Raw genomic sequence first — 23,778 nt, forward strand, 5'->3', positions numbered from 1 at the left:
TCCTTATCTTAACAGAGAGGGAGTAGCATTCGCCCCATGAGCCGCACCACAGAGCCAGTCCAGCATGCTGCGCGTGCCGGGGACGCCCCTGCTTCTCCCGAGGAGCCGCTGAACAAGTCCCTCATCGCCAAGTGGAGTCTTTGGTCATGGGGCAATGCCACCGTTTCGGCCGTCATGACCACGTTCGTATTCGGCACCTACCTGACATCTCCGGTGTTCGACCCCGCCGTTTTGCCAGAGGGCGCTAGCCCAGGAGACCGCGGTGCCCAGTATCTGGCTGTGGCAACAGCATCGGCCGGTGCCGTGGTGGCTCTTACAGCGCCGGTTATCGGCCAACGTACCGACAAGGCGGGACGCCGGAGGTTATGGCTGACCCTGAACACGGTCATGGTCATTGCGATGGTGGCGCTCTGCTTCTTCGTGAGGCCTGAGGAGGGCTATCTGCTTCTGGGCGTGACGTTGATGGCGCTGATGGGGATCTTCGATGAGTTCGCCAACCTGAACTACAACGCGATGATCACTGACATCTCCGACCACCAGCGTATGGGCCGAGTATCGGGGATCGGCTGGGGTGCCGGCTACATGGGCGGCATCGTGTTGCTACTGCTGGTCTATGTGGGCATGATCGAAGGAGACTGGTTAGGAGTCGGCAGTGACGACGCCGTCAACATCCGTGCAGTCGCACTCGTGGCCGCGGCCTGGCACCTCGTATTTGCGCTCCCGTTGCTGCTGACTCGTATTAAGACGGCAGATAAGCATGACGTGGAGGAAAAGGTCTCAGTCGCCGAGTCCTACCGCAGACTTTTCCGGGTCATCGGCGGGCTCTGGAGGGAGGACCGCAACACTCTGTGGTTCCTCCTCTCCTCAGCGATCTACCGTGATGGGCTCTCCGCAGTCTTCGTGTGGGGAGCAGTTCTTGGCGTGCATGTTTACCGAATTGAAGACGCCAACATCCCCTTCACTGAGATGGCGGGCAGTGTCTTGCTGTTTGGAGTCGCCGGCAATGTGGTGGCGGCGCTCGGGGCATTCGTCGGTGGATGGTTCGACGACCGGCTCGGGCCCCGGAGAGTCATCGCGTTCAGCCTGGGGAGCCTGCTGGGGATCGCTGTGCTCCTGTGGATTTTCGTCGAACCGCGTGAAGTGGGGCCAGTGTCGCTTTCCCCGGTGGGCGCTTTCTGGCTCTTTGGCCTCCTCCTCTGCGTGTTCGTTGGCCCCGCCCAGGCCTCATCCCGAGCGTTCCTCGGACGCCTCGCCCCACCGGCCAGGGCTGGCGAACTCTTCGGCCTCTACGCCACGGCGGGTCGCGGATTCTCCTTCTTGACCCCAGCACTGATTGGGCTGCTGATTTTCATCTTCGGTGGGCAGGTGATGGCCATCGTCGGTATCACCATTGTGCTCACACTGGGTCTGACGATACTGCTGGTGAAGGTTCGGGACCCCTCGGGCCCAGCGAAGATGCACGACCACTCTGCAGCGCACTAGGCCAGGAACAGCGCAACCGCGACCATTGAGGGGATCCCCAGGATCGTGGTCACCAGTACCGTGTCCCGGGCAATGGTCTCCCCAGTGCCGTAGCGCACTGCGGCAACCAGCACGTTCTGTGCGGTGGGCAGAGAAGCCATGACGACGGCGGCCAACAGCATCAGCCCGTCCATACCGAAGACGAAGGCTGCGATCACGTAGGCAAGCAGCGGGTGCAGCACCAGCTTGATCGAAACGGCAATCAGCACATCACGACGGCGCCCTGACGCTTTGTCCAATGGGTGAGAGCCGACGAGCGAGAGCCCGAAGGCCAAGAGCATCAGTGGAATGGACGCCCCCGCCAGCAACTCCACAGATTCGTGAATCTGCTCTGGGAGCCTCCAGTTCTGCCACGAGAAGACCAAGCCCAGAGCACAGCCGATAATCATTGGGTTCCCCAGTGTCTGACCGAGTCGGCGGACAACCTCAATGCTGGCTCGTGGTCGAACCCGCGTCGTCGCGCCTTTTCCGGCAGTCAGTTGGTCGAGCAGACCGACGTAGATGGGGGCGTAGAGGGCCAGCTGAAACATGACGATGGGAGCCGCGAGGCTGATGTCTCCCAACACGTAGGCCGCGATGGGGAATCCAAGGTTGGCGGCATTCACCAGAGAGGCGCTCATCCCTCCGATGACGAGGTCAGCCCCCGAGCGGCCGCGAAGGAAGAAGCGTCCGAAGAGGAAAAACAGTCCGAGCATCGTGAAGGCGCTCAGGGCAGCGACACCGAATTGGGGTCCGAGCACTTCACGAATGGGCGACCCAGAGATAGTGAGGAAGAGCAAACAGGGCGAAGCGACGAAGAACGCTACCCGGGAGAGAACTACACGCGCCTCAGGTCCAAGGACTTTGATCCGGCCCAGCACATAGCCGACTGCGATGATCATCCAGACCACGGCAAATCCGGACAACACTGCCGCCATGCACATTTCCTCCATTCAGGGGACTTCAGGGCTCACGAGCGCCGCAGTCAGGCGCCCCGCACCACAATACGCCTGCCTGGATGCGGTCACTGCTGGTAATTTGGGTCCGTGCTGCTTTCCGATAATGATATTCGCGCCGCGATCGACGTCGGCCGCATTCGTCTTGATCCGTTCGATGAGGAGATGATCCAACCCTCCAGTGTCGATGTGCGTCTAGAGCGGATGTTCCGACTTTTCGACAACCACAAGTACGCGCATATCGACCCATCGGTCGAGCAGCGCGACCTCACCCGTTTGGTGGAAGTCGAACCGGATGAACCATTCGTGCTGCACCCTGGCGAGTTCGTCCTCGGATCGACCTATGAGGTGGTCACTCTGCCGGACGATGTGGCCGCCCGTTTGGAGGGTAAGTCTTCACTGGGCCGACTGGGACTCCTGACCCACTCCACGGCTGGTTTTATTGACCCCGGGTTCACCGGGCAGGTGACATTGGAGCTCTCCAACATGGCGACACTGCCCATCAAGCTCTGGCCTGGGTCCAAAATTGGCCAACTGTGCTTCTTCAAGCTGTCCTCTCCTGCATCGACAGGTTATGGCTCAACAGCACATCAGTCGCGCTATCAGGGCCAGCGTGGACCCACCGCTTCACGCAGCCACGAGAACTTCCACCGGACGATCATCGCCTCATGAGCGACGCGCCTCAGCACTCCTCACCGCGGCACACCGGCCATGACGCCGTGCCGAACCTCTCAGCTGGCCATGATGAGCATCCCGATTTCCTTCACGAACGCTCTGCTGCTGGTGAATCAGGCACCTCCCGCCCTGGCTACGGCGCGGTGATCGGATGGGCGCTGGGCCTTGTGGTGGCGGCGGTTGCCACCGTGGTCGCGGTGTGGCAAGTCAATGAACAGCTCTACTCCCCGGAGGCGACGGCCGAAACCTACTGGGAGGCACTCAGAGCTGGTGAGGGGTCCCAGGCGCTGGGACTCTTCGAATCGGTTCCTGACTTTACCCAGGACGGCGAGGTCGACAACCTCCTGCTCTCCGGCGCACCACTGGGTCGATCCGCCGAACTGATCGAATCCGCTGAAATTACTGAGACCAGCGGGGGTGCCGAGTTCAGCTTCACTGCCGGAGAGGACAGTTACACCACCGAGCTACCGCTGACCCACACCGGCACCTCCTGGGGCTTCTTCGACGATTGGGAGATCGCCGCATCCGGGCTCACGTGGTTTGAGGTGGATGTCCCCGGTGCGCCGGAGGGTGGGATCGGTCAGGTCCAGGTCAATGGGGAGCCGGTCAACCTGGACGATGAGACGGCACAACTGTCCGCATATGTCCCTACCGTGGCCGAAATCAGCATCGACTCCCAATGGCTGACCGGGTCCACTACCCATGTGGTGACAGCTGCCGACGGTGATGAGGCAGCCTCCGCTGAGCGTGTCACCATGGACCTTGAGGCCTCCGAGGAGGCTGCGCAGCGCCTGGAAGAGGAACTCAGCGCCTATTTCAACGACTGTGACCAGCAGGTGCTGATGCCTGCCGGCTGTCCGGTGGGGACCACGACCCCGCACCGGGTCGATCCGGACACCATCAGTTGGAGTTTTCCTGAAGCAGAGGACTTCTCCCTCACCTTCGACGCTGACGGTTGGCAGGTCACGCACCAAGAACTGGTGGCCGAAGCCAGCTTTGATGCCATCCATCACCACACCGGCGAGCAGCTGAACGAGATCGAACAGGTGCCGTTCGACCTCGACATTCAGATCGGTGCCAGCGGTGAGGACCTCGTGGTCTCCATCAACGGAACGACGCCTTAGACTTAGGCCCCGTGGCTAAAGCAAAGACCGAAGACCGCGATCCTGCGGAGCTGAGGTCAGCGCCCGACCCCGAGATCCTAGAGTCCAAGGGCCTGAACTCCGTACAAGTTTCTGAGCGACTTCAGCTGCAGCTGGCCAACGTCCAGCCGCACACCACGTCACGGTCAATCGCTGAGATTCTCCGCACGCATCTGATGACCCTTTTCAACCTCATCATCGGGGTGTGCGCTGTCATCATCATTCTTCTAGGGCGGTGGCTGGATCTACTGTTCGCCATTGCCGCTGTCGGCAATGTGGTGATCGGACTCGTCCAGGAGTACAGCGCCAAACGGAAACTCGACGGCATTGCGCTGTTGCATCAGGACCGCATCAGAGTCCTGCGCGACGGGATGATCATCCAGATTCACCGCGAGCAGGTCGTTCTGGACGACGTGGTAGAACTACGCCGCGGTGACCAAGTACCAGCGGACGGCGTCGTGCTTTCCAGCAGCGACATGGACATTGACGAGTCCATGCTCACCGGTGAATCAGCCCCCGTAGCCAAGCGCCGGGGGGACGGCATACTCTCCGGCACGGCAGTGATCGCTGGTTCGGGCAGGTTTGTCGTCACGGCGGTCGGTGAGCGGGCCCATGCGGTGAAGCTCACTACGGAGGCCAAGAAATACCTCAAGATCAACTCCGAGATCCGCCGCGCCCTAGAACGCATCGCATTCTGGCTGTCCATCATCCTGATCCCGATCACTGCGGTGGTGTTCAACGGGCAGATGCTCGCCAATGGGGGGTGGCGCACGGCTTGGGCCACCGGTGAATGGCGTGAGGCGCTAGTCACCGCCGTCGCGTCCGTCACCGCGATGGTGCCACAGGGTCTGGCGCTGATGACAACCATCGCCTTCGCGGTAGCTGCGGTGAAGCTCGCCCGCCACCAGGTGTTGATTCAAGAACAGCCCGCGGTGGAGATCCTGGCCCGTGTGGACGTTGTCTGCTTGGACAAGACGGGAACCCTGACGGACGGGACCATCGTGTTTCACGGATCCTCATCCTTGGACTCAGCGGGTCTGCCAGTGGGGTGGCAACGCAGCTCCGGATCCCACGCGGTGCACTCAGCAGACGGAAACGAACCCTGGCAGCAGGTGCTGGCGCACTTCGGGCATGACGAGGCCGCCAATCCGACTGCCGCCGCGCTTACCGTCCCGTTCACTGCCTTGCCTGCGCACCGGCCGGCCTATACCGTGCAGTTTTCCTCAATGCGCCGGTGGTCCGCTGTCACCTTCGGAGAGGACGCAGGCCGCCTAGCCGGGCATTGGGTTCTTGGCGCACCAGAGATCCTCAAGGACGCCCAGGTGGACTCAAATGTTGACGTCGATCAACTGCTTCGGCACACCAATGGGATCGCCGCCCAAGGTCTGCGCACACTGCTGTTGGCGCACGCTCCGGTGACAGGCCCGCTGGATGAGGCCACCACGGTGCCGCTGCGCACAGGTCAAACTCTGCCACCGAAATTGAAACCAGTCGCTCTGGTGACGTTCAAGGAGAACGTTCGGCGCGATGCCGCGACCACTTTGGAGTATTTCCGGGAACAGGAAGTCAGTCTCAAGGTCATCTCTGGGGACAACCCCAAGACAGTCGCCGCGGTGGCCCGCGAGGTAGGGCTGGAGTTCGACGGTGACGGTATCGACGCTTCCACATTGCCCTCTGACACTGAGGTGCTGCGATCTGCAATGGCTACCCACCATGTTTTCGGCCGGGTCACTCCCGAGCAGAAGGCCGCTATGGTGGAGGCGCTACAGGCGAATGGGCATGTAGTCGCGATGACCGGTGACGGTATCAACGATGCTCTGGCCGTTAAGAAGGCCGACCTGGGCATCGCGATGGGTTCAGGGGCGCCTGCGACGAAGGCTGTGAGCCGAATGGTGTTGCTGGACGGTAAATTCTCGCGGCTTCCTTCCGTATTGGAGGAGGGTCGCAAGGTGATCGCCAATACCGAGCGGCTGGCCAACCTGTTCCTGGCCAAGACCGCTTATGCGATCGTTCTGGGGCTATTCTTTGCCATCGCGTTTTGGCACTTCCCCTTCATCCCCCGGCAGTTCTCCACAGCGGACTTCATCATGTTGGGTCTGCCTGCCTTCGTTCTGGCGGTCATGCCGAGTGTTCAACGGTATCGGCGCGGCTTCCTCAGACGCTCGGCTCTGTTTGCCATTCCCAGCTCTCTGGCAATCGTGATGAGTCTGATCGTGGTGTCGGCATTTGGACGTCGGTTCGGCGACTCAGCCCCTGAGATCCAAACTGCCAGCTTTATCGCCTTAACTCTGGTGGGTCTGTGGGTCCTCAATACTGCCTTGCGTCCGCTCACCGTTCCCCGGGTCACTCTCCTCAGCTCCATGTACGTCATTCTGGGACTGGTGCTGCTGGTACCCATCTCCCAGCAGTACCACCTTTTCGCGCTACCAACTGCTGAATTGCTGGCCGCCACATTCGTAGCCTCGCTAGGCGGCTGCGGAGTTGTCGAGCTTGGACACCGGGGTTACGTGGCCTTGGTGAAGAGGTCCGTTCTGTCAGACAGCAGCCAAGTCTCGTCGCCCGCCCATCCGTGAGAACCACACCACCTTCCACGGTGATGGCGGTGCCATAGAGTGACCCGTATGCCTTTCCGAGCTTCTGGCAATCTGATGCTGTTGGCGACAGTGTTGCTTGTCTCCGCGAACCTACGCCCTGCGATCACAGTGGTGGGGCCGCTGATCGAACGGATTGGGTCCGACACAGGGTTGAGCCCATTGGCGCTTGGAGCATTGGGTTCAGTGCCGATCGTGGCTTTCGGCATTATTTCTCCATTCGTCCATGTGCTGGGCAGGCGCTTCGGGCTGGAGCGAACGATCTTCGTTTCTCTCCTGCTGCTGACCGGGGGAACCCTACTGCGATCAGTCCCGGGCTCCGAGCTGATGCCGCAGGCGATCACGCTCTACGCAGGAACCGCGATCCTCTCAGCAGCAATCGGGGTGGGCAACGTACTGGTGCCGGCGGTGGTCAAACGCGACTTTCCGGACAAGGTTCCATTCATGACGGGGGTCTACACCGCAGCGCTTGTGGGAGCTGCAGCCGTCTTTTCGGGCGGGGCGGTCCCACTGGCCGACGCGCTCGGGTGGGAGCTCGCTTTCGCGGTTCCGGCGGTCTTCGCGCTGTTGGCGGCAGTCGGTTGGGCCCTGAGAAAGAAACCGGCGCCGGATCCTCCTGTGACTTCATCCCCCCAGTTAGTGGGGAGCGGACTGCCGACTACTCTCTGGAAGCAACCTCTTGCCTGGCAGGTGACCCTCTACTTCGGCTTGCAGTCTACGTTGTTCTTCACTCTGCTCACCTGGTTTCCAGCGATCCAAACTTCACTTGGAGTCGATGAGGCTTCTGCGGGGCTGTGGCTCGGATTGTTCCAAGCGGTCGGCGTCGTCGCGAGTCTCATTGCCGGCCAAATCATGCAGCGTACCCGGGATCAGCGGGCGATTTCAGCGGTGACAGTTGCTTTTATGCTTGTCGCGCTGTTGGGTATCATCACCGCTCCCGGACTCATGCCGCTCTGGGCGCTGTGTGCCGGCACATCGACTGGCTGTTCGCTACTTCTCGCCCTGACGTTCATATCGTTGCGCGCGGGCAGCCCACGCCAGGTGGGCAAGCTCTCCGGTATGGCGCAGGGTGTGGGATATCTTCTCGCGGCCGCTGGGCCAGTGTTGGCCGGGGCGCTGTACCAGGTGGTGAGTTCGTGGACCCCGGTCTTGTGGTGCGCCCTCGCCCTTGCGGTCGCCCAAGGAGTCTTCGGCCATTTCGCTGGCCGCAACGTTCATGTCGAGTGATGGGGCTCCAGCTGACGCCTCTGCCTTGGACACAGGACCGACTCGATCCGTGGCTCTTGACTTGATCCTGATGTTGTCGTCGCAAAAGATCAGGGCATTATCAGGGCAAACTAAGGGCATCAACCCCGTGACAGTGCCGGGTCGGCCCCGCTAAGTTGGAACTATCCAACGCGAGACATATTCGGAATAAGGAGCACATCATGGGATTGATTTCACTGGGAGCCGGAGTTGCCATCGGCTACCTGATCGGCACCAAGACGGGTCAGAGCCGAGTCGACGCCGGGATCGAGAGCGCCAAGAAGTCGGCGCAAGAAACGTGGGAGCGTGAGGAAGTCCAGGACTTTGTCTCGATGGCTTCTGACACTGCCACCAGAGTCACTCATGAAGTTGCTGAAGGCGCTAAGAAGGCTGCTAAGTCTGCATCGGAAGCGCTTCGGAAGGCTGCCGACAAGGCCGATGAGGCTCAAGAAATGATGACTGACGTGGTGGACGAGGCGGAGGACATTGTGGAGGCGAAGGCCCAGGAGTTCAGTGGAGACCAGTCCGGTAATGGTGCGAGTTCTTCGGGGACCCAAGAGGATGAAACTAGGAACTAGGCAGGCATCGCGGCATTGATCTTCTGACGCAGCCGAGACTCCCGAGTAGTCGCCGCGCCGTTGCGCTTTTCCCGCAGGACGAATCCAGCGGTGAGAGTGAAACGGCGCGGCTTTCACGCGCAGCGGTGGTTATGAAGGTATGCCGCGTGATGGCATCGTGTTTCACGCTTCAACGCTTATTGGATGCGAACCCTACGGTCTTCGAGGACCGATGTAGTGCCCGTTACCGTCATAGTGATCGGCAAAGATCTTTGGAGGCTGGTCGCCTGGCGCTAGCTCCACCGGCCCTGAGCAGCCCCAGTGCGCTGCATCCCGGCAAGCTCCTGAGACGTGTCGGTGACTGAGGCGCCATATGTCTGCTTCACCCGGACTGGCAGGCACTGAGGTGGAGCCGCTGATAGATGTCCAGGCACCTCCCGGAAGTCGGTATTCGCCGATGAAGGTGGTGGTGACCTCAACGGGATAGGTGCCGGTGTCCTGGTAGACGTGGGACGTGGGTGTCTCAGTGTCGAGGGCCCCTGTGGCGACTTGCTGCTCAGCTGGGCCGCCGGGATTGGATGTGGTCTTTGTTGTTCCGTCTCCGTAGTTGAAGTTGTATTCGACGGGTATTGCTCGAATGTCGACCTCAATCCCGAGTAGGGATTCGGTGAACGACTGAGTCGACACCTCGGCGAAGACGTTGGTGTGTTGATTGACATAGCCGAAGCCCAGAAGTTCTTCTTCGAACATTACAGTCCCACCCTCGATGGGCAGGTTGGTGAAGGCCTGCTCGACCTCGCCGGGGATCTGGGCAAGGATCAACTCCCATTGCGATTCGGTCTGGTCTGGGAGTACCTCAGCAAAGACTTGCTCAACCTCAGCCGGGGTCTGATCATCGGCGCACACTTCTCGTGGAGCAAAACCACGCTGCTCCTGATTATCAGCTAACCGTTGCCCTATCGAACATGTGAAGTTCGTGATGAAGGTCGGCATGGCGGCCATGAATCTTGCGCAGGCTGGGTCCGCATCGCCGGCATCATCTACGCAGTAGTGCGCGCTTGGGGCAGAGCCGCCTCTTGGCGAGCCACGGCCGCTTCCTTGGGCCGGCGGCCCCGTCCCGGACTGAGAACTCCCGCCGCGAGGACCTTCCTGCCTCGGCACCTCTCGCCACTGCCGCGACTCCCTCTCCGGACTCCGCATCTCAATTTGCACTTCAACACTCCGATCGGCGTGACGAAACTGAAAATCGTGCTCCTGAAGTTCATCAACCGCAGAGTGAGTTCCAGCAGCAACAGCCGCCGAACTCAAAGCCCCGAGGACGTTCATCAAGAGGCTCATTCACCCTCACCTATACCCGGTTCATCACGGCCATAGTGAAGATCCCGTTCATACTCACCTATGTAGTTGATTTCGATCATCCGCCACAGGTCATCTTCATAGAGCATCGCGAATCCGAAGGCATCAACTGTGTCGGCAATTGTCTCTCCCAATAGCTCACCTGCCAGATAGGTTTCGAAATCCTCCTCATGCAGTGCGTAGAGTCCCGTCGCCAGATCTTCAGATTCGAGCCTCAAGTAGGAGTGACCAACTTCATCAGGTTCGCTGACGTACCAACCCTCATTCTCGAAGAGCTCCTGCACCACATCGACTTCAGCTCCGCATAAATCACAATCGCTAGTAGATACCGCCTCGAGAGGACCTGTATCGCCCGTCACCCTGGCGTAGTGTCTAGCTTCATAGAAGTACTGCAGGAGAGCCTCGGCGCCTTCTTCAGTGGGCTGGTAGATCTCTTCAGGTGTGTCAGGAGGAGGCCAGTTCTGGGCAGGGCCATCGGACGAGGCAGGAATGGGCGTCGGTTCGGGATCATCTGGAGAGGCATCGTCAGAATCGACCCCGCCAGCACCTGGAGTTTCTGGAGCCTTACTCTTCCCAGGTGAATCGAGAGGAGCGTCTAAAACTGTCGGCTGAGGCTTCTCAGCATCCACCCCTGCGGCACAACCCACCAATCCCACCACCACTGCGGCACCCAAAGCCGTCCCAACGAACCCGAAATGTTTCACAGCCGGTCACCCGTTCACACTGTTGCGCAGCACGCCGGGAACCCCAAACGTCGCCGCGAGTCTTTCAAAGGCCACAGCCCTTACTGCGAAGTAAGAGCTGTGAGTCATAGCCTAACCAGACTGATCTCGTGGCACCAGACCTACATCAAAAACTGTGGAAAACTCCGCCGCTTCTATCTCGAAGCGCGTTCAAGGATCTCCTCCATGATGGCATCGTTGATCTTCCTCGGCTCCCCGTAACTGGGGTAGTGAAACTGCATGATGTTGGCATACGGGTTCACCTCCAGCACCACGGCTCCTTCAGCGCTGCCCAATTCCGGCACAAGGAGATCGACAGCGGCGGCGCCAAGGCCCGGGACCGCTGAGAGTCCATCCACGGCCAAGTCCTTCAGCTCATCACTGAGCAGATCCAGCACATCGACAGCGATGCCCCCACCGCGACCAGTATCCGCGATCGGAGTCAAGTACTGCAGCTTCCCCTCAGCGAGAACGCTCCCACGAGTCAATCCCACGGCTGCTAAGAACGCGTCACTGACCTCGGGCTGGCGACTCTTCAAGTACTCATTGGGCCGACGGCGAGCAATCTCATCATCAGCGAGTTTGCCCACCGTGGAGAGACCATCGCCAATGACGTAGAGCGGCAATCGGGCAACCGCTCCCACTACCTGACCACCCACCACATAGCAACGAACATCAAGTCCTGGGGTGTATTCCTCGATCACAATGAGATACCGGGACTCTGACGTGGCCGAACGAGCTGCCATCGCAGCCTGCCACGCCGTGCGCAGCTCCGACTCTCTGGTGACGTTAACACTGATACCCCTGGCGGCCCGACCAGCGGAAGGTTTCACTGCCACACGCTTGCCCAATGCCTTCATGTACTTCACTGCACGCGCGAAGTCAGTGGGATTGATCGCTTTACCCTTAGGGGTCGGCACCTCAGCAGAACTCAGATAGCGCTTTGTCATCGCCTTTGAACGCGACACCCGCCGGGCCTGGTGACTGACCAATGACGTAATAACACCGTCCATGCCCCCAACGAGCACACCCGACAGAAAAAAGAGCTGGTTTGATTCGGTGATCTTCTTGATCGTCATGCGCTTTCGGCGAGCTGCGCGCTGAAGCAGCTCATCGTGAGCCAGAGTGGAGTTCCACTTCCGAAGCTCTCCGTAGCGTGGCTCCACATGCTCAGCGACAAACCGTGAGGTCGCTGACGGCTCCTCCCCCAGATCCACCTTGGGCCGACCGGCCACTAGCCCTGGTGCGGGTGGTGGTGGAGGAGGGCCCTGGTGGCGCCCGGAGCTCCCACCTGCTGGGGAAGGGAAGTAAGTCTCTGACATGGGATTCACCATAGCGTCACAGAGCGGCAGTAAAGAGAATATGCTCAGCCACCGCGTCGGCGACCGCTCGGCCGCGGCCGAGGTCGGGATAATGGTGCGGAACAGTGCTTGCCGTCTCGTCAATACCGATGACGACGCCGTCATCACCCGTGTCAAGAGAGCGCACCTGCAAATTCACGGCACCCGCCAATAGCCCTGGAACACTGGACAAACCATCAACCGCAAGTTGGGCGATCCCCTCATCGATGCGGTCGGTGACATCGATCGTCAGGGATCTCTTCCCATGGGCAGGATCAGCCACAACCGCAATCACACTTACCGCTTCCTTGCCCACGCAATAGGCCTGCAGGAGCGCGGGGTGCTCGTCGTTGTCATCAGTCTCTTCGAACTCAATGGGGAGCATGGGCTGGAACTGCTCTGAGGCGTCGTCGTACTCAATAGCGTGGGGGACCTCCATCAGGTCCAAATGAGCGCGCAACTGGGCCGGATCATGGAGCAGCCGGCGGGAGTGGGCACTGACCAACGTGGTGACTCTGTTGGCGAATCCACCGATCACATGCCCCCGGAACTCAAAGACCCACCTGCCCTCGGTGATCCGCTTAGCAGTGACGTACCGGTTGGCGAGCGCTGCGGCCAATAACTGGGAGTCACTAAGCAGCGGGTCCGGGCGCGCGGCGTCGATCTGCGCCTGCCGGGCACGTAAGGATTCGAGGAGACTGAGCAGCTGGAGCATAGCCACTCAAGAATAGCGTCAGCTAGGGCCCTACGCCCCCAAATGCATCGGGGGTGATCCATTGCAAGGGGTTCGAATGCCAGGAATTGCCGACTGAGAGCATGATTTTCCCTGCGATATAGCGGTCAGTGGACCATTCCAATGGACGGCCAGTCGAGTCTCGGGAGACCCGCTGGTGCATCAGCAGCGCCGAACCTCGTGGAACACCCAGGCTATCGGCGTGGCGGACCTTGGCCCGCTCGGCGCCGAATGCATGCTCCGCGTGTGAAAAGTGCACTGCGTGGTGATCGGCGAGAAGCGATGTCACCGATGGTGCACGGTCATCAATCGCCTCGACGATTTCGCCGAGCCACTCCGGGTAATGGGTGTGCTCCAACATGACGCTCTCGCCATCGAGAGTCCGCAGGCGCAGCACGTCGAGCACGCGCCGGCCGCGGGGGACATCGAGCATCTGTTCGTCCTGGGCATCAGCAATCTTCCATTCCGAGTACAGAACCTCTCCGCCAGGCTCGTAGCCCTGCCTGCGGGCCCACTGCGCGAAGCTGCGGAATTCGTTGAATGATGCGGGTCGACGCGGCACTCTCACGACACGCTTGGGGCGCCCACGAGTGCCGTCCACTGTGCCGTCCGCGACTAACTCGCGCAGGGCCATGCGGACCGTTCCAGGCGATACTCCGAACCGTTCGCTGAGCTCCCGCTCTGAAGGCAATGAGCTACCAGGGGGATACTTACCCTCCTGGATCTCCTGCTCCACGGCTTGGGCGATCTCCGCGAAAGCGAATGTTCCCACCGGGCAAACCTCCTGCATGTTTGGGCTACTGAGCCAGAAGTCTACGCCGCGGAACTATCACCGCCTGTCACAGAAAGTTCACCCAAACTTCATTTTCACTAGTGAACTTTCATTTGACCCGTTCGACTTCACTAGTGAAGATGGTAGTGCAAGGGACGCGGATTCCGCGCCACATCATAATTGAAGGACTGAATCACGTGACACGCACTCGCATCATGTTCGGATCCGCCGTAGTCATCACGCTGGGCCTCACTGCCTGTGGCAGCGGCGAAGAATCGGAGAGCTCCGCCACGTGGCGTGAAGCCACCAGCGTCGAAGACGGCGGCGGAATGGACCAACTCATCGAAGACGCACAGGCCGAGGGGACCTTCAACGCGATGGGTCTGTACGACGACTGGGCCAACTACGGGGGCCTGTTGGAGGCCTTCTCAGAAACTTACGACATCGAAATCAACAATGACCAGTCCACCGGTTCCAGCCAGGATCTCATCAACGCTGTAGTGAACCGGGAGGGCCAAGGTGACTCCCTGGACTATCTGGACACGGGAATCAGTTTCGCTGATGAGGCCGATGAGGACGGGCTGCTCGCAGAGTATTCCCCGGAAACATACGACGACATCCCCGAGGAGTTCCGTTCCGAAAGCGGAACTTGGATCAATCACCTGGGCGGGACCATGGCTATAGGCTGTGATACCTCTCGCGTGGATGACTGCCCGGAGAGTTTCGCTGATCTGCTGGATGAGCAGTACTCCGGTATGGTCGCTATCCCTGGTGATCCCACGACCGGTGAATCAGGCTTCATGGTGGTCCACGCCGCCGCGGAAGCTAATGGTGGCAGCTTCGACGACGTCGAGCCCGGCATTGAGTTTTTCAATGAGCTTTCCGCTATGGGTAACTTTGTTCCCGTAGAAGCCAACGCCGGCACCATCGAAACCGGTGAAACGCCGATTGTCATCAATTGGGACTACCTGCTGCAGCCCATTGCGGACGATCTGGAAGCCGATACAGGCGCAGTCCTGGATATCCACCTTCCCGAGGATGGGCAGGTCTCATCCTTCTACGCTGCCTCAATTAACGACGACGCCCCTCACCCCGCCGTGGCGCGTCTGTTCTACGAGTTCCTCTTCTCCGACGAAGGACAGAACCTGCTGCTGGAAGGCTATGTCACCCCGGTGCGGCTGGACGCCATGATCGAAGCGGAGTCGGTGAACCAGGAGGCCCTGGACGCGCTTCCCGGTGAAGACGGCATCGAGGCACCACAGCCCACCCTTGAGCAGCGCGAGGCAAACCAGGAGGTCGTCGAGTCGCTCTGGACTGAGGCCATCCAGTGAGTGTCCCCGTCACTCCTACCCCCGGGTCCGCGCCCGGCGCTCCACCTGGTGCTGCGGCACCGGGCGGTGGGGCGCCGGGGGTGTCCCCCGGCGCTCGTCCTCGCCTGGTCAGCCGCGCTCGCTGGGAGGGCGTCACCACCGCTCTGCGCTCCCCTGCGGTTATCGCACTGGCTCCCCTGACCCTCATCATTGCAGTTTTCTTCCTGGTTCCGATCTTCGGGATGTTCACTATCGCCTTCGCCGTCCAGACCGACGACGGCGGCACCGGGATCGGACTGGATAACTTTTTGGACCTGAGCTCGCATTCGCGGGCCATGCGCAACTCGGTGCTGGTCTCGGTGGTGGGTTCCCTCATCGCAGCAATCGCAGGGGCAATCACTGCATTCTGCATCGCCCAGATCAAATCCGAGCGTCTCGATTCTGTTGTCGCGGTGTTCTCATCGGTGCTTGCCAATGATGGGGGCGCGCCACTGGCGTTCTCCTTCATCGTCACGCTGGGGAACACTGGAATCATTTTCGGCCTGCTGGGCCTCGAAGCGATTGGGTTCACCCTCTATTCATGGCAGGGCCTGGTCGCGATGTACCAGTACTTCCTCATCCCCACCATGATTATGGTGACTCTGCCCACATTCGTAGGTCTGCGAAAGGAGTGGATCGAGGCCAATATCTCCCTGGGCGGGTCCCGATTGACTTTCTGGTGGCGCGTGGGAATCCCCATTGCCACCCCAGCTCTGCTTGGCGGTTGGATCCTGCTCTTCGGCTCCGCATTCGCAACCTACGCCTCCGCCGCGGTACTGATCGGCTCCGGCGGATTTCCACTGATTCCCCTAAGCATCGATTCATTGCTGGGGTCGGGTCTGGGAGCCGGCGGTCAATCCACTGCGATGGCGCTGGGCGTCACCATGGTGGTCATCGCCGTCGTCGTGCTGTTCTTCTTCAACCGCCTGCAGAGAAGGAGCGCCCGATGGCTTCAGTAAACTGGCGATACTCCAACTGGCTGCCGATCATCGCCGTTGCTCTCTATGTGACCGTTCCGGTCCTCTGCAGCATCTACTACGCGGTCTTCCCCGGGGGACGTTTTTCGCTCGCTGCCTATTCGGTCATCACCGATGACGCCAGTCTGGCCGCCGCAGCAACCCGCACACTGCTGATCGCGGGGCTGACAATCGTGACCCTCGTGGCCACCCTGGTGCCGGCTGTGTTGGCGGTCCACCTCTGGGCGCCGCGGCTGCGCCCGGTACTGGAGATTCTCTGCACCCTTCCTCTAGTGGTGCCTCCGATCGCGCTAGCCGCAGGCGTCGTCGCGCTTCTGCGCTGGGGTGCACAACAGGGCAGAGGGTCCCTGGCAAGCGAGATCAGCCAATTCATCCAGCACCCTGATCTGCCACTGATTCTGGTCGGTACCTATGTGGTGCTCTGTCTGCCCTTCACGTTCCGATCCATCGACGCAGGGCTGCGCACGATCCCCTTGAAGGCCATGGTGGAGGGGTCCTCCTCCTTGGGGTCCAGCGTCTGGGGCACTGTCTGGCGAGTAGTCATCCCCAATATTCGCGGACCAGTGCTGTTCTCGGTGTTCTTTGCGACAGCTGTCTGCCTGGGAGAGTTCGCCATCGCCGCCACCCTGAACCGTGAGACCATCCCGGTCTGGCTGTTCACCGTCTCCAATACAAATTTCCGTGCCTCGATCGCTATCGCAGTGCTGCTGAATTTGAGCACCTGGATACTGCTGCTCGTGGCGACACTCTCCGCAGGGCGATTCTCCGCCCTGGGCAAAGCCAAACGGAAAGCTGCCGCGCTGGATGAGGCTACGACTCTAGAGAAGGAAGCACACTGATGACTGAGGCCACCACCACTGTTCGCGAAACGGCCGGGAACGACGTCGTCTTCGATGGCATCACCAAGAGTTTCGGCTCCACCCAGGTCCTGCAGAGTATTGACCTGCACATCTCCTCAGGTGAGTTGGTCACCGTACTGGGACCATCTGGCTGCGGCAAAACCACAGCGCTTCGCATCCTGGCCGGGTTTGAGAAGCCCACGTCCGGCAGGGTCCTGGTCAACGGCCAGGACATAACATCCGTGCCCGCTAATCGACGCGGAATCGGCATGGTCTTTCAGGCCTATAGCTTGTTCCCGAACCTCTCGGTCCAAGAAAACGTGGAATACGGATTGCGCGTGCGCCGAGTAAACCGCGATAAGCGTGCAGCCCGCGCGCAGGAGCTCCTGGAGATGTGCGGGCTGACAGAGTTCGCCAGCCGCTATCCGCATCAGCTCTCCGGAGGGCAGCAGCAGCGAGTCGCGCTAGCTCGCGCACTAGCCATCCAGCCAGGTGTGCTGCTGCTTGATGAGCCGCTCTCAGCGCTGGATGCGATTGTGCGTTCCCAGATCCGGGAAGAGATCCGCCGTCTGCAGCAACAACTGGGAATCACCACGATGTTCGTCACCCATGATCAGGAGGAGGCACTGTCAATCGCCGACCGAGTAGCAGTTCTCAAGGACGGTGTCATCGAACAGCTCGATGAGCCCCGAACGATCTACCAAAAGCCTTCCACAGAATTCGTGGCACGGTTCGTCGGCAGCGTGACAGAAGTCGGGGTGGACCCTCAGTACAGAGGCGGCGCGCTGCCCGTTCAACACCCAGATGCCGGCCTGGATACGTTATTCGTGCGGCCGGAGGACATCACTCTGGTGCCCGATGAAGACGGGCCCTGCACGGTAATCTCCCAGATCTACACAGGTGAACGGACCGTTGTTCGTGCCACGAATCCGGTGAATGATCTGGACGTCACGTCCTCCGTTTCAGCATCTGAAGCGTCCGACCTGACCCCAGGAACGCGAGTCACCCCGCAGGTGATGTCCACGCCTGCTCTGCGCGTGGCAGCACATGGGCAAAGCCCTGCTGAGCGGGTCATAGTATGACGGAACAGACCGCCACCATGCTGCGGCTGATAACAGCTGAAGGAGGTGTGGAGATCTCCGCCCGAGCCGCTGTGTTCGACTGCGATGGGCTTCTCATTGACTCCGAATCACTCTGGTTGCAGATGGTTGACACGTGGTTGGCAGAACATGACATCCAGGACTTCCCGGCTGAGCGGCTTCTGGGACTCTCTGTACATGACGCAGCCGCGCGACTCTCCCGCGTCATCTCAGCTCAAGGTCTCTCAGGCGACTCTGTTTCGGCCGCTGAGCCCGCAGAGCGTGCACCAACACTGGCGGCTGAGCTGACGCGCCGCTACTCGGCCCTGCTGAGTTCCGGTGTGGAACCGATGCCTGGTGCGGTGGCGCTCTTCACCTCCCTGGCTTCACAAGTGCCGGTGGCTGTTGCGAGCAATGGGCTGCGCAACGATGTCACCACAATGCTTGCCGATGCTGCCCTGCTCTCTGAGGCTCACACTGTGTGCACGGTGGAAGATGTCAATGCAGGGAAACCAGCACCTGACCTGTATCTCTACGCCTGTGAGCGCTTAGGTGTGGCGCCGGAACATACCGTGGCTCTTGAAGATTCACCGGCTGGCGCTCAGGCAGCCTCGGCTGCTGGGCTCCTGGTCATCGGTGTCAACTCCGACCCCTCCGTGCAGCTGCAGTGCCGCTGGAGGCTGGCAAGCCTGGACTCAATCGCCGTCGAGCCCTGACTCGCATCCCATCCGCCCGTTTCCTGATATTTCAAGAGAAAGAGAACCTACCACTATGCGCCGCCCGCAAGACACGCTATTAGACACTGGATCCAGCAAATCGCAGTCCGTCAATCACACGGCCGTTCCTGTTGAGGAGGCCTTCGCAGAGAAACTGCGCGAACTGCGCTCCCTGAAACTCTTCAGCTGGAATATTTGGTTCGGTGGCCGGGAGATTTCTGAAGCGGAGGCGAAGCAGACGGCGGTGCTGGATGCTGAAGACTGCGATATCGTCTTCCTCCAAGAGTGCTTCGGCAATGCCGGTCTGCAATTGGGGCGTAGGACGGGAATGACCGTAGCCCAGCAGGACTACGACTGCGCTGTGCTCAGCTCCTCACCGATTCGGCTGCTGAAGACCGATACTGCCTCCTATGCCACTGCGGCTCTGGTCCAGACGCGCAGCGGGGACGTGCTGGCCTGGTCAGTCCATTTGGCGGCCTGGGACTATGGCCCGTACCGCAGCGATGAACTCCCCCAGAACGCTGCGGAGGTGTTGGCCCAGCCCGGTGAGCAGAAGCGCACTGCTGAGGCCGAACGGATCCTGGCGGAGACCGAGCGTCTCCGGGCTGACTTGGGTGATATTCCGGTGATTGTCGCGGGAGATTTCAACGTGCCCTCCGGGCTCGACTGGACCGGAGAACACCGACCCCAGCTTCAGTGGCCGGCGACCCAGAAGTTCCTGGACGCCGGTTACACCGACGCGTTCCGGAGCGTCCACCCGGACCCGATGCAGGCTCCGGGTCTGAGCTGGTCGCAGATCGAAACCTTGGAGAATGAACCCAGGGACCGTATAGATTTCATTTTTGTGCTGGGTATGGAGGTTGTCACCGCAGATCACTTAGGTGGCGCTGCTGATGACGCGGACGCTTCGGCAGATCCGGGATTCACTGAGTATGGCGGCACTGCCCGGCACATCCCTGATCAGCGCGGAAACGCGTTCCCCTCAGACCACCTGGCGGTCCGGGCCACTCTCCGCAACCTGCAGTAGCCGCCCCTGGTTCACTGGGTGCGCCTGAGCTGGAACTGTGCGCCGTGGTGGTTGCCCGCCAGGTGATCGCCCTGACCGAAGAGCTTGTTCCGGAGGGTTCCGGGCGTGTACTCGGTTTTGTACCGGCCCAGTTTCTGCAGTTCGGGCACCACGTACTGAACGATGTCTTCAAATGTGCCCGGGGTGATGTGATACGCCAGGTTGAATCCGTCAATATCGGTTTCTTCCTGCCACTCGATCAGCTGTTGGGCCGCGGATGGACCGTCCCCGATGATCACCGGCCCAAAACCTCCGACGCCGACCCACTCAGCTAGCTGCCGAACAGTCCAGGCTTCGTCCTCGCGGCCCGAGGCTTTCTGGAAAGTCTCCACGGTGGACTGTATGGCGTTGGATTCGACATCGCCGATGGGCTGGTCGAGATCGAAGTGAGAGAGATCGATGCCCATCCATCCGGACATCAGCACCAGCCCACCTTCGGCGTCTACGTAGTGCGTCAGGTCGTCGTACTTTGCGTGGGCGGCGTCGTTGTCAGCTCCTGTGACAATGGTCTGCATTGCGAAGATCCGGACATCATAGGGGTCACGGCCAGCATCTGCCACCGCCTGACGGATCCTCTGCACTGAGGCCTTGGCAAGCTCCTTGGTGGGCGGGTTGATGAACACGGCTTCAGCATGTTTTCCGGCGAAGGCACGCCCCCGGGTGGAGGCACCAGCCTGATATACGACCGGCATACGTTGCGGTGAAGGTTCGACGACGCCGATACCAGGAGTCTTGAAGAACTCACCCTGGTGTTCAATCCGGTGGACTTTTGCGGGATCAGTGAAGACCCCGGACTCCTTATCAGCGACGACGGCGTCGTCTTCCCAAGAGCCCTCGAGCAGTTTGTACACCACATCCATGTACTCATCCGCATGGTCGTAACGCTGATCGTGCTCCATCTGGTCGTCTTGGCCCATGTTCTGTGCCGCAGACGGCAAATAACCGGTGACAACGTTCCAGCCAACGCGACCGCCTGTGAGGTGGTCCAAGGTGCCGAGTCGACGAGAGAACGGGTAGGGGTGCTCGTAGGCGGTGCCTGCGGTGATTCCGAACCCCAGGTTCTCGGTCACAGCAGCCATCGCGGAAATGAGGAGGAAGGGATCCTGCAACGGGATCTGGGCTCCGGAGCGCAATGCTGCCTCAGGGTTGTCGCCGAATACGTCATAGGGCCCGAGCACATCCGCAATGAAGAGCCCGTCGAACAAGCCCGCCTCCAGAGTTTTCGCGATGTGGGTCCAGTACCCGATGGTGTTGTAATCCCGAGCGCGATCTTCTGGGTGACGCCAAAGGCCTGGTGACTGGTGCACCACGCAGTTCATATCGAAGGCGTTGAACAGAATCTCCCGGTGACCGGTGGGGGTGGTGGGGTAGCTCATGGTGTACTCCTTCAGGCCCAGGTCTTCAGGGCTTTGCGTTCGATGATGCCGAGCAGAGCGTCAGTGGTTTTGCCGAGTATGGCGAGCAGGACGATGGCCAGCAGCAGCCGGTCTACTCGTCCATTGTTCTGAGATTCGATCAGTAGGAAGCCCAGCCCCTCGGATGAGGCGAGGAGCTCGGCGGCGACCAGGAAAAGCCAGGACTGTGCCAAGGCGAGGCGAAGCCCTGAGAACACTGGAGGTACCACGGCAGGGAGCTGCACTGTGGTCAACAGTCGGGTGCCGTGGTAGCCGAAAGCCCGGCCAGCCTCGACCAAGTGCGGGTCGACGTGGCGCAGAGCAGAATGAACCGAGGTGAAGACCGGGAAAAAGGCCCCGATGGCGATTAGCAGGACCTTCCCATCTTCACCGATGCCGACCCACAGTAGGATCAGCGGCACCCAGGCCAGGGACGGGACCGCCCGGAAGGCGCCGACAGTAGGGTGAAGAAGGCCGTCGGCCAGGCGAGACAGTCCCAGGAGGGAACCCAGCAGCAGACCGGTGATGGCTCCGAGGAGGAAGCCGAAGAGCACTCGTTGCACCGAGATCCCGACGTGGGCATACAGCGCCCCATCTTCCAGCAGTCCCAGTCCTGCGTCGAGAACCCGTTGGGGTGCCGGAAGCTGCGTGGGGGTGAAGAGGTTCAAAGGGCCTGTCACAAGCCACCAGAGTCCCAGGATGAGAAGTGGCACTGCTGCGCCTAGGAGTATGCGTCCACCGGGCAAAGATTTCGCCCGTCCGGGGGTAGCCGCTGGTGCCGCGAGTGCAGTGGTCATTGGTCTTCATCCTCAGTAATGCTGGCCTCATCGGCGGCGTCTTCGGCCCCTTCGGCATCCGTAGCTTCGCGATCCTCCGCGAAGTCAGGCCAGAACAGGTCTTCCAGGGCATCATCGACGGCGTCCTGGCTGTCGACGTCTCCGTTCTCCACGAAGAACGGCCCGACCGGCTCCAATGCTGCGTACAGGTCATCGCCCGGAACTGGGTCGATGTCGAAAGTGACCCGCTCATTGAGAACCACTTCGGCGACCTCACCATCGATGCCGGCGTACTCTGCGAGGATTTCCGCTGTCTCATCCGGGTTCTCAACTGCCCATTGGCGGGCCTGCTCGTAGACGTCGACGACGATTTGTGCGATCTCAGGGTGGTTTTCCAGGAAATCGCCGGTGGCGTTGATGACGCTATAGGTGTTGAAGTCGATGTTGCGGTAGACCAGTTCAGCGCCGTCAACCTCAGCACTTGCCATAATCGGGTCCAGCCCAGCCCAGGCGTCGACGTCTCCGTTGTCGAGTGCTTGTCGTCCGTCTGCGTGCTGGAGTGATTGGACCTCCACATCATCTAGGGAGAGCCCGTGTTCGGCCAAGGTGCGGGCGAGGAAGAAGAACGGGTCGGTCGCCAGGGTTGCCGCGACGGTGGCACCTTCCAGGTCCTCTGCGCTTTCGATGCCTGAGCCTTCGCGAGTAACGAGTGCCGACCATTCGGGTTGGGATTCGATGAGAATGGTGTGGGTGTCCGCTCCGACCGCTCGGTTCAACAGCGCGGCAGATCCAGCAGTCGAACCGATATGGATATTCCCTGCCCGCAGGTTTTCATTCGCGCGATTCGACCCGTGGGACTGGGTCCATTCCACGTCAATACCGTGGTCTTCGAGTTCCTCTTCCAGCCACCCATGCTCAAGGATCACCAATGAAAGCGGGTTATAGGTGGCGAAGTCGATGTTGAGGGTGTCGAGTTCATCGTCTCCTCCGCAGGCAGTGGTCGCTAGCAGCGCCGCAGCTGCTGAGGTGGCGATGGCGGGCTTGAGCCTGGTCTGGAGAGAAGTGGGCACGTCGGGGCCTTTCATTGTGGATCGTAGGATGCGAGTGAATCGTGTTGGGTCCGGCCGAACCCGGCGTGGTCCCCGGTCAGCGGGAGCTGACGCCGAGGCCGGCGTAGAGTTCGCTGCGCAGTTGAGCAAGGTCAGTGGCGGCGCGGTCCCTGGGCCTGATTCCCGGCACAGAGACGAGCGACTTCACCGTGGCTCCCTCAGCAGTGGCTGTCCCCCGCCCGCCCAGCAGGAGGATGCGGTCCGCCAGTTGCAACGCCTCATTGACGTCATGGGTCACCAAAAGCACGGTGGTGCCAGTCTTGGCGTGAACATCCAGGAGGAGGTCCTGCATTTTCAGGCGGGTCAGCGCGTCGAGCGCACCGAAGGGCTCATCGAGAAGCAGCACTCCCGGCTGCCGCGCCAAAGCTCGGGCCAAAGAGGCTCGTTGTGCCATACCGCCTGAGATTTCGCGGGGACGTAGGTGTGCGCGTTCGGCAAGACCCACTAGTTCGAGCAACTCGTCAACGCGAGATTGACCCTCACTCTTGCTGAGGTCGCGAGGAAGTCCGAGCTCGACGTTCTTGCGTATGCTGCGCCAGGGAAGCAGGCGTGGCTCTTGGAAACCGACTGCTGTGCGCTCGTCATAGCGAGTCACGGGGCTGTCCCCTATGACAATGTCACCGGTAAAGCCCTCATCCAACCCTCCGACGGCTCGGAGCAGAGTTGATTTGCCGCAGCCGGAGGATCCCAGGATCGCGACGACTTCTCCCGGAGTCACGGTCAGTGAGACATTCCTCAGTACGGTGCGACCATCGAACGCGCGGCCGACATCGTTGAAGGTCACGGACAGGGACTCGGCGGCAACGGACTCCGGAGGAACCACTGACTGAGTGGACGCAGCAGCGTACTGCCTACGGTCAACAGCAGGTGCAGACGTCATGGAA

The 23,778-nt window shown here is 60.7% G+C and carries 22 protein-coding genes; 12 read left to right on the top strand and 10 right to left on the bottom strand.

Annotation, left to right across the window (positions count from 1 at the left end):
• Window positions 1–36: 36 nt before the first annotated feature.
• A complete protein-coding gene (locus FH975_RS06750) occupies window positions 37–1,482 on the top strand; it encodes an MFS transporter (protein ID WP_162320662.1) in 1,446 nt (481 codons plus the stop codon).
• Here FH975_RS06750 and FH975_RS06755 read toward each other — a convergent pair.
• Window positions 1,479–2,438 (bottom strand): AEC family transporter, encoded by a 960-nt coding sequence (locus tag FH975_RS06755; RefSeq protein WP_162320663.1) that lies wholly within the window; start codon window positions 2,436–2,438, stop codon window positions 1,479–1,481. The two genes, FH975_RS06750 and FH975_RS06755, sit on opposite strands and share 4 nt — an antisense overlap.
• A gap of 108 nt (window positions 2,439–2,546) precedes the next feature.
• On the opposite strand from FH975_RS06755, the gene dcd reads away from it, so the two are divergent.
• The 5 genes from dcd (at window position 2,547) to FH975_RS06780 (ending at window position 8,687) form a co-directional block, all read left to right on the top strand.
• Complete coding sequence (gene dcd, locus FH975_RS06760; protein ID WP_153078283.1) at window positions 2,547–3,128, top strand: dCTP deaminase; 582 nt, start codon at window positions 2,547–2,549, stop codon at window positions 3,126–3,128.
• Window positions 3,125–4,255: a YggN family protein gene (locus FH975_RS06765; protein WP_162320664.1), complete on the top strand. Its 1,131-nt coding sequence runs from the start codon at window positions 3,125–3,127 to the stop codon at window positions 4,253–4,255. The genes dcd and FH975_RS06765 overlap by 4 nt, the downstream gene beginning before the upstream one ends.
• 11 nt (window positions 4,256–4,266) lie before the next feature.
• On the top strand, window positions 4,267–6,846 hold the full coding sequence (locus FH975_RS06770) for an HAD-IC family P-type ATPase (RefSeq protein ID WP_162320665.1): 2,580 nt from the start codon (window positions 4,267–4,269) through the stop codon (window positions 6,844–6,846).
• A gap of 48 nt (window positions 6,847–6,894) precedes the next feature.
• The gene (locus FH975_RS06775; RefSeq protein WP_162320666.1) at window positions 6,895–8,091 is read left to right on the top strand and encodes a CynX/NimT family MFS transporter; all 1,197 of its coding nucleotides are present in this window, start codon (window positions 6,895–6,897) and stop codon (window positions 8,089–8,091) included.
• A gap of 200 nt (window positions 8,092–8,291) precedes the next feature.
• On the top strand, window positions 8,292–8,687 hold the full coding sequence (locus tag FH975_RS06780) for a hypothetical protein (RefSeq protein ID WP_153078279.1): 396 nt from the start codon (window positions 8,292–8,294) through the stop codon (window positions 8,685–8,687).
• Window positions 8,688–8,879: 192 nt separating this feature from the next.
• Here the strand turns inward: FH975_RS06780 and FH975_RS06785 are convergent, their stop codons facing one another.
• From FH975_RS06785 to FH975_RS06805, 5 genes are all read right to left on the bottom strand, one after another.
• Complete coding sequence (locus FH975_RS06785; RefSeq protein WP_235928552.1) at window positions 8,880–9,668, bottom strand: PKD domain-containing protein; 789 nt, start codon at window positions 9,666–9,668, stop codon at window positions 8,880–8,882.
• Window positions 9,669–10,000: 332 nt separating this feature from the next.
• Entirely contained in the window at window positions 10,001–10,726 is a 726-nt protein-coding gene (locus tag FH975_RS06790) for a DUF6318 family protein (RefSeq protein ID WP_162320667.1), read from the bottom strand.
• Between the two features lie 173 nt (window positions 10,727–10,899).
• On the bottom strand, window positions 10,900–12,066 hold the full coding sequence (locus FH975_RS06795) for a hypothetical protein (protein WP_162320668.1): 1,167 nt from the start codon (window positions 12,064–12,066) through the stop codon (window positions 10,900–10,902).
• A gap of 16 nt (window positions 12,067–12,082) precedes the next feature.
• Window positions 12,083–12,799, bottom strand: coding sequence for a hypothetical protein (locus tag FH975_RS06800; protein WP_162320669.1), 717 nt, complete (start codon window positions 12,797–12,799; stop codon window positions 12,083–12,085).
• Between the two features lie 22 nt (window positions 12,800–12,821).
• A complete protein-coding gene (locus FH975_RS06805; RefSeq protein WP_162320670.1) occupies window positions 12,822–13,589 on the bottom strand; it encodes a GntR family transcriptional regulator in 768 nt (255 codons plus the stop codon).
• A gap of 197 nt (window positions 13,590–13,786) precedes the next feature.
• Here FH975_RS06805 and FH975_RS06810 point away from each other — a divergent pair, with 197 nt between their 5' ends.
• From FH975_RS06810 to FH975_RS06835, 6 genes are read left to right on the top strand one after another with little or no spacing between them, the layout of a single operon-like run.
• The gene (locus tag FH975_RS06810; RefSeq protein ID WP_153078275.1) at window positions 13,787–14,920 is read left to right on the top strand and encodes an ABC transporter substrate-binding protein; all 1,134 of its coding nucleotides are present in this window, start codon (window positions 13,787–13,789) and stop codon (window positions 14,918–14,920) included.
• Complete coding sequence (locus FH975_RS06815) at window positions 14,917–15,897, top strand: ABC transporter permease (RefSeq protein WP_202923095.1); 981 nt, start codon at window positions 14,917–14,919, stop codon at window positions 15,895–15,897. The genes FH975_RS06810 and FH975_RS06815 overlap by 4 nt, the downstream gene beginning before the upstream one ends.
• Window positions 15,885–16,754, top strand: a complete 870-nt coding sequence (locus FH975_RS06820; RefSeq protein ID WP_153078274.1) for an ABC transporter permease — start codon at window positions 15,885–15,887, stop codon at window positions 16,752–16,754. The genes FH975_RS06815 and FH975_RS06820 overlap by 13 nt, the downstream gene beginning before the upstream one ends.
• Window positions 16,754–17,836: an ABC transporter ATP-binding protein gene (locus tag FH975_RS06825; RefSeq protein WP_162320671.1), complete on the top strand. Its 1,083-nt coding sequence runs from the start codon at window positions 16,754–16,756 to the stop codon at window positions 17,834–17,836. Before FH975_RS06820 ends, FH975_RS06825 begins: the two co-directional genes overlap by 1 nt.
• Window positions 17,833–18,549 (top strand): HAD family hydrolase, encoded by a 717-nt coding sequence (locus FH975_RS06830; RefSeq protein WP_162320672.1) that lies wholly within the window; start codon window positions 17,833–17,835, stop codon window positions 18,547–18,549. Before FH975_RS06825 ends, FH975_RS06830 begins: the two co-directional genes overlap by 4 nt.
• Window positions 18,550–18,604: 55 nt before the next feature.
• Window positions 18,605–19,576: an endonuclease/exonuclease/phosphatase family protein gene (locus FH975_RS06835; protein WP_162320673.1), complete on the top strand. Its 972-nt coding sequence runs from the start codon at window positions 18,605–18,607 to the stop codon at window positions 19,574–19,576.
• Between the two features lie 11 nt (window positions 19,577–19,587).
• Here the strand turns inward: FH975_RS06835 and FH975_RS06840 are convergent, their stop codons facing one another.
• The 4 genes from FH975_RS06840 to FH975_RS06855 form a co-directional block, all read right to left on the bottom strand.
• Entirely contained in the window at window positions 19,588–20,991 is a 1,404-nt protein-coding gene (locus tag FH975_RS06840; RefSeq protein ID WP_162320674.1) for an LLM class flavin-dependent oxidoreductase, read from the bottom strand.
• An 11-nt stretch (window positions 20,992–21,002) separates the two neighbouring features.
• Entirely contained in the window at window positions 21,003–21,806 is an 804-nt protein-coding gene (locus FH975_RS06845) for an ABC transporter permease (RefSeq protein WP_162320675.1), read from the bottom strand.
• A complete protein-coding gene (locus FH975_RS06850) occupies window positions 21,803–22,855 on the bottom strand; it encodes an aliphatic sulfonate ABC transporter substrate-binding protein (protein WP_328821805.1) in 1,053 nt (350 codons plus the stop codon). The genes FH975_RS06845 and FH975_RS06850 overlap by 4 nt, the downstream gene beginning before the upstream one ends.
• Before the next feature lie 76 nt (window positions 22,856–22,931).
• Complete coding sequence (locus FH975_RS06855) at window positions 22,932–23,774, bottom strand: ABC transporter ATP-binding protein (RefSeq protein ID WP_162320677.1); 843 nt, start codon at window positions 23,772–23,774, stop codon at window positions 22,932–22,934.
• Window positions 23,775–23,778 lie beyond the last annotated feature (4 nt).

The sequence above is a fragment of the Nesterenkonia haasae genome (assembly GCF_010119385.1).
In the GTDB taxonomy this organism is placed as follows: domain Bacteria; phylum Actinomycetota; class Actinomycetes; order Actinomycetales; family Micrococcaceae; genus Nesterenkonia; species Nesterenkonia haasae.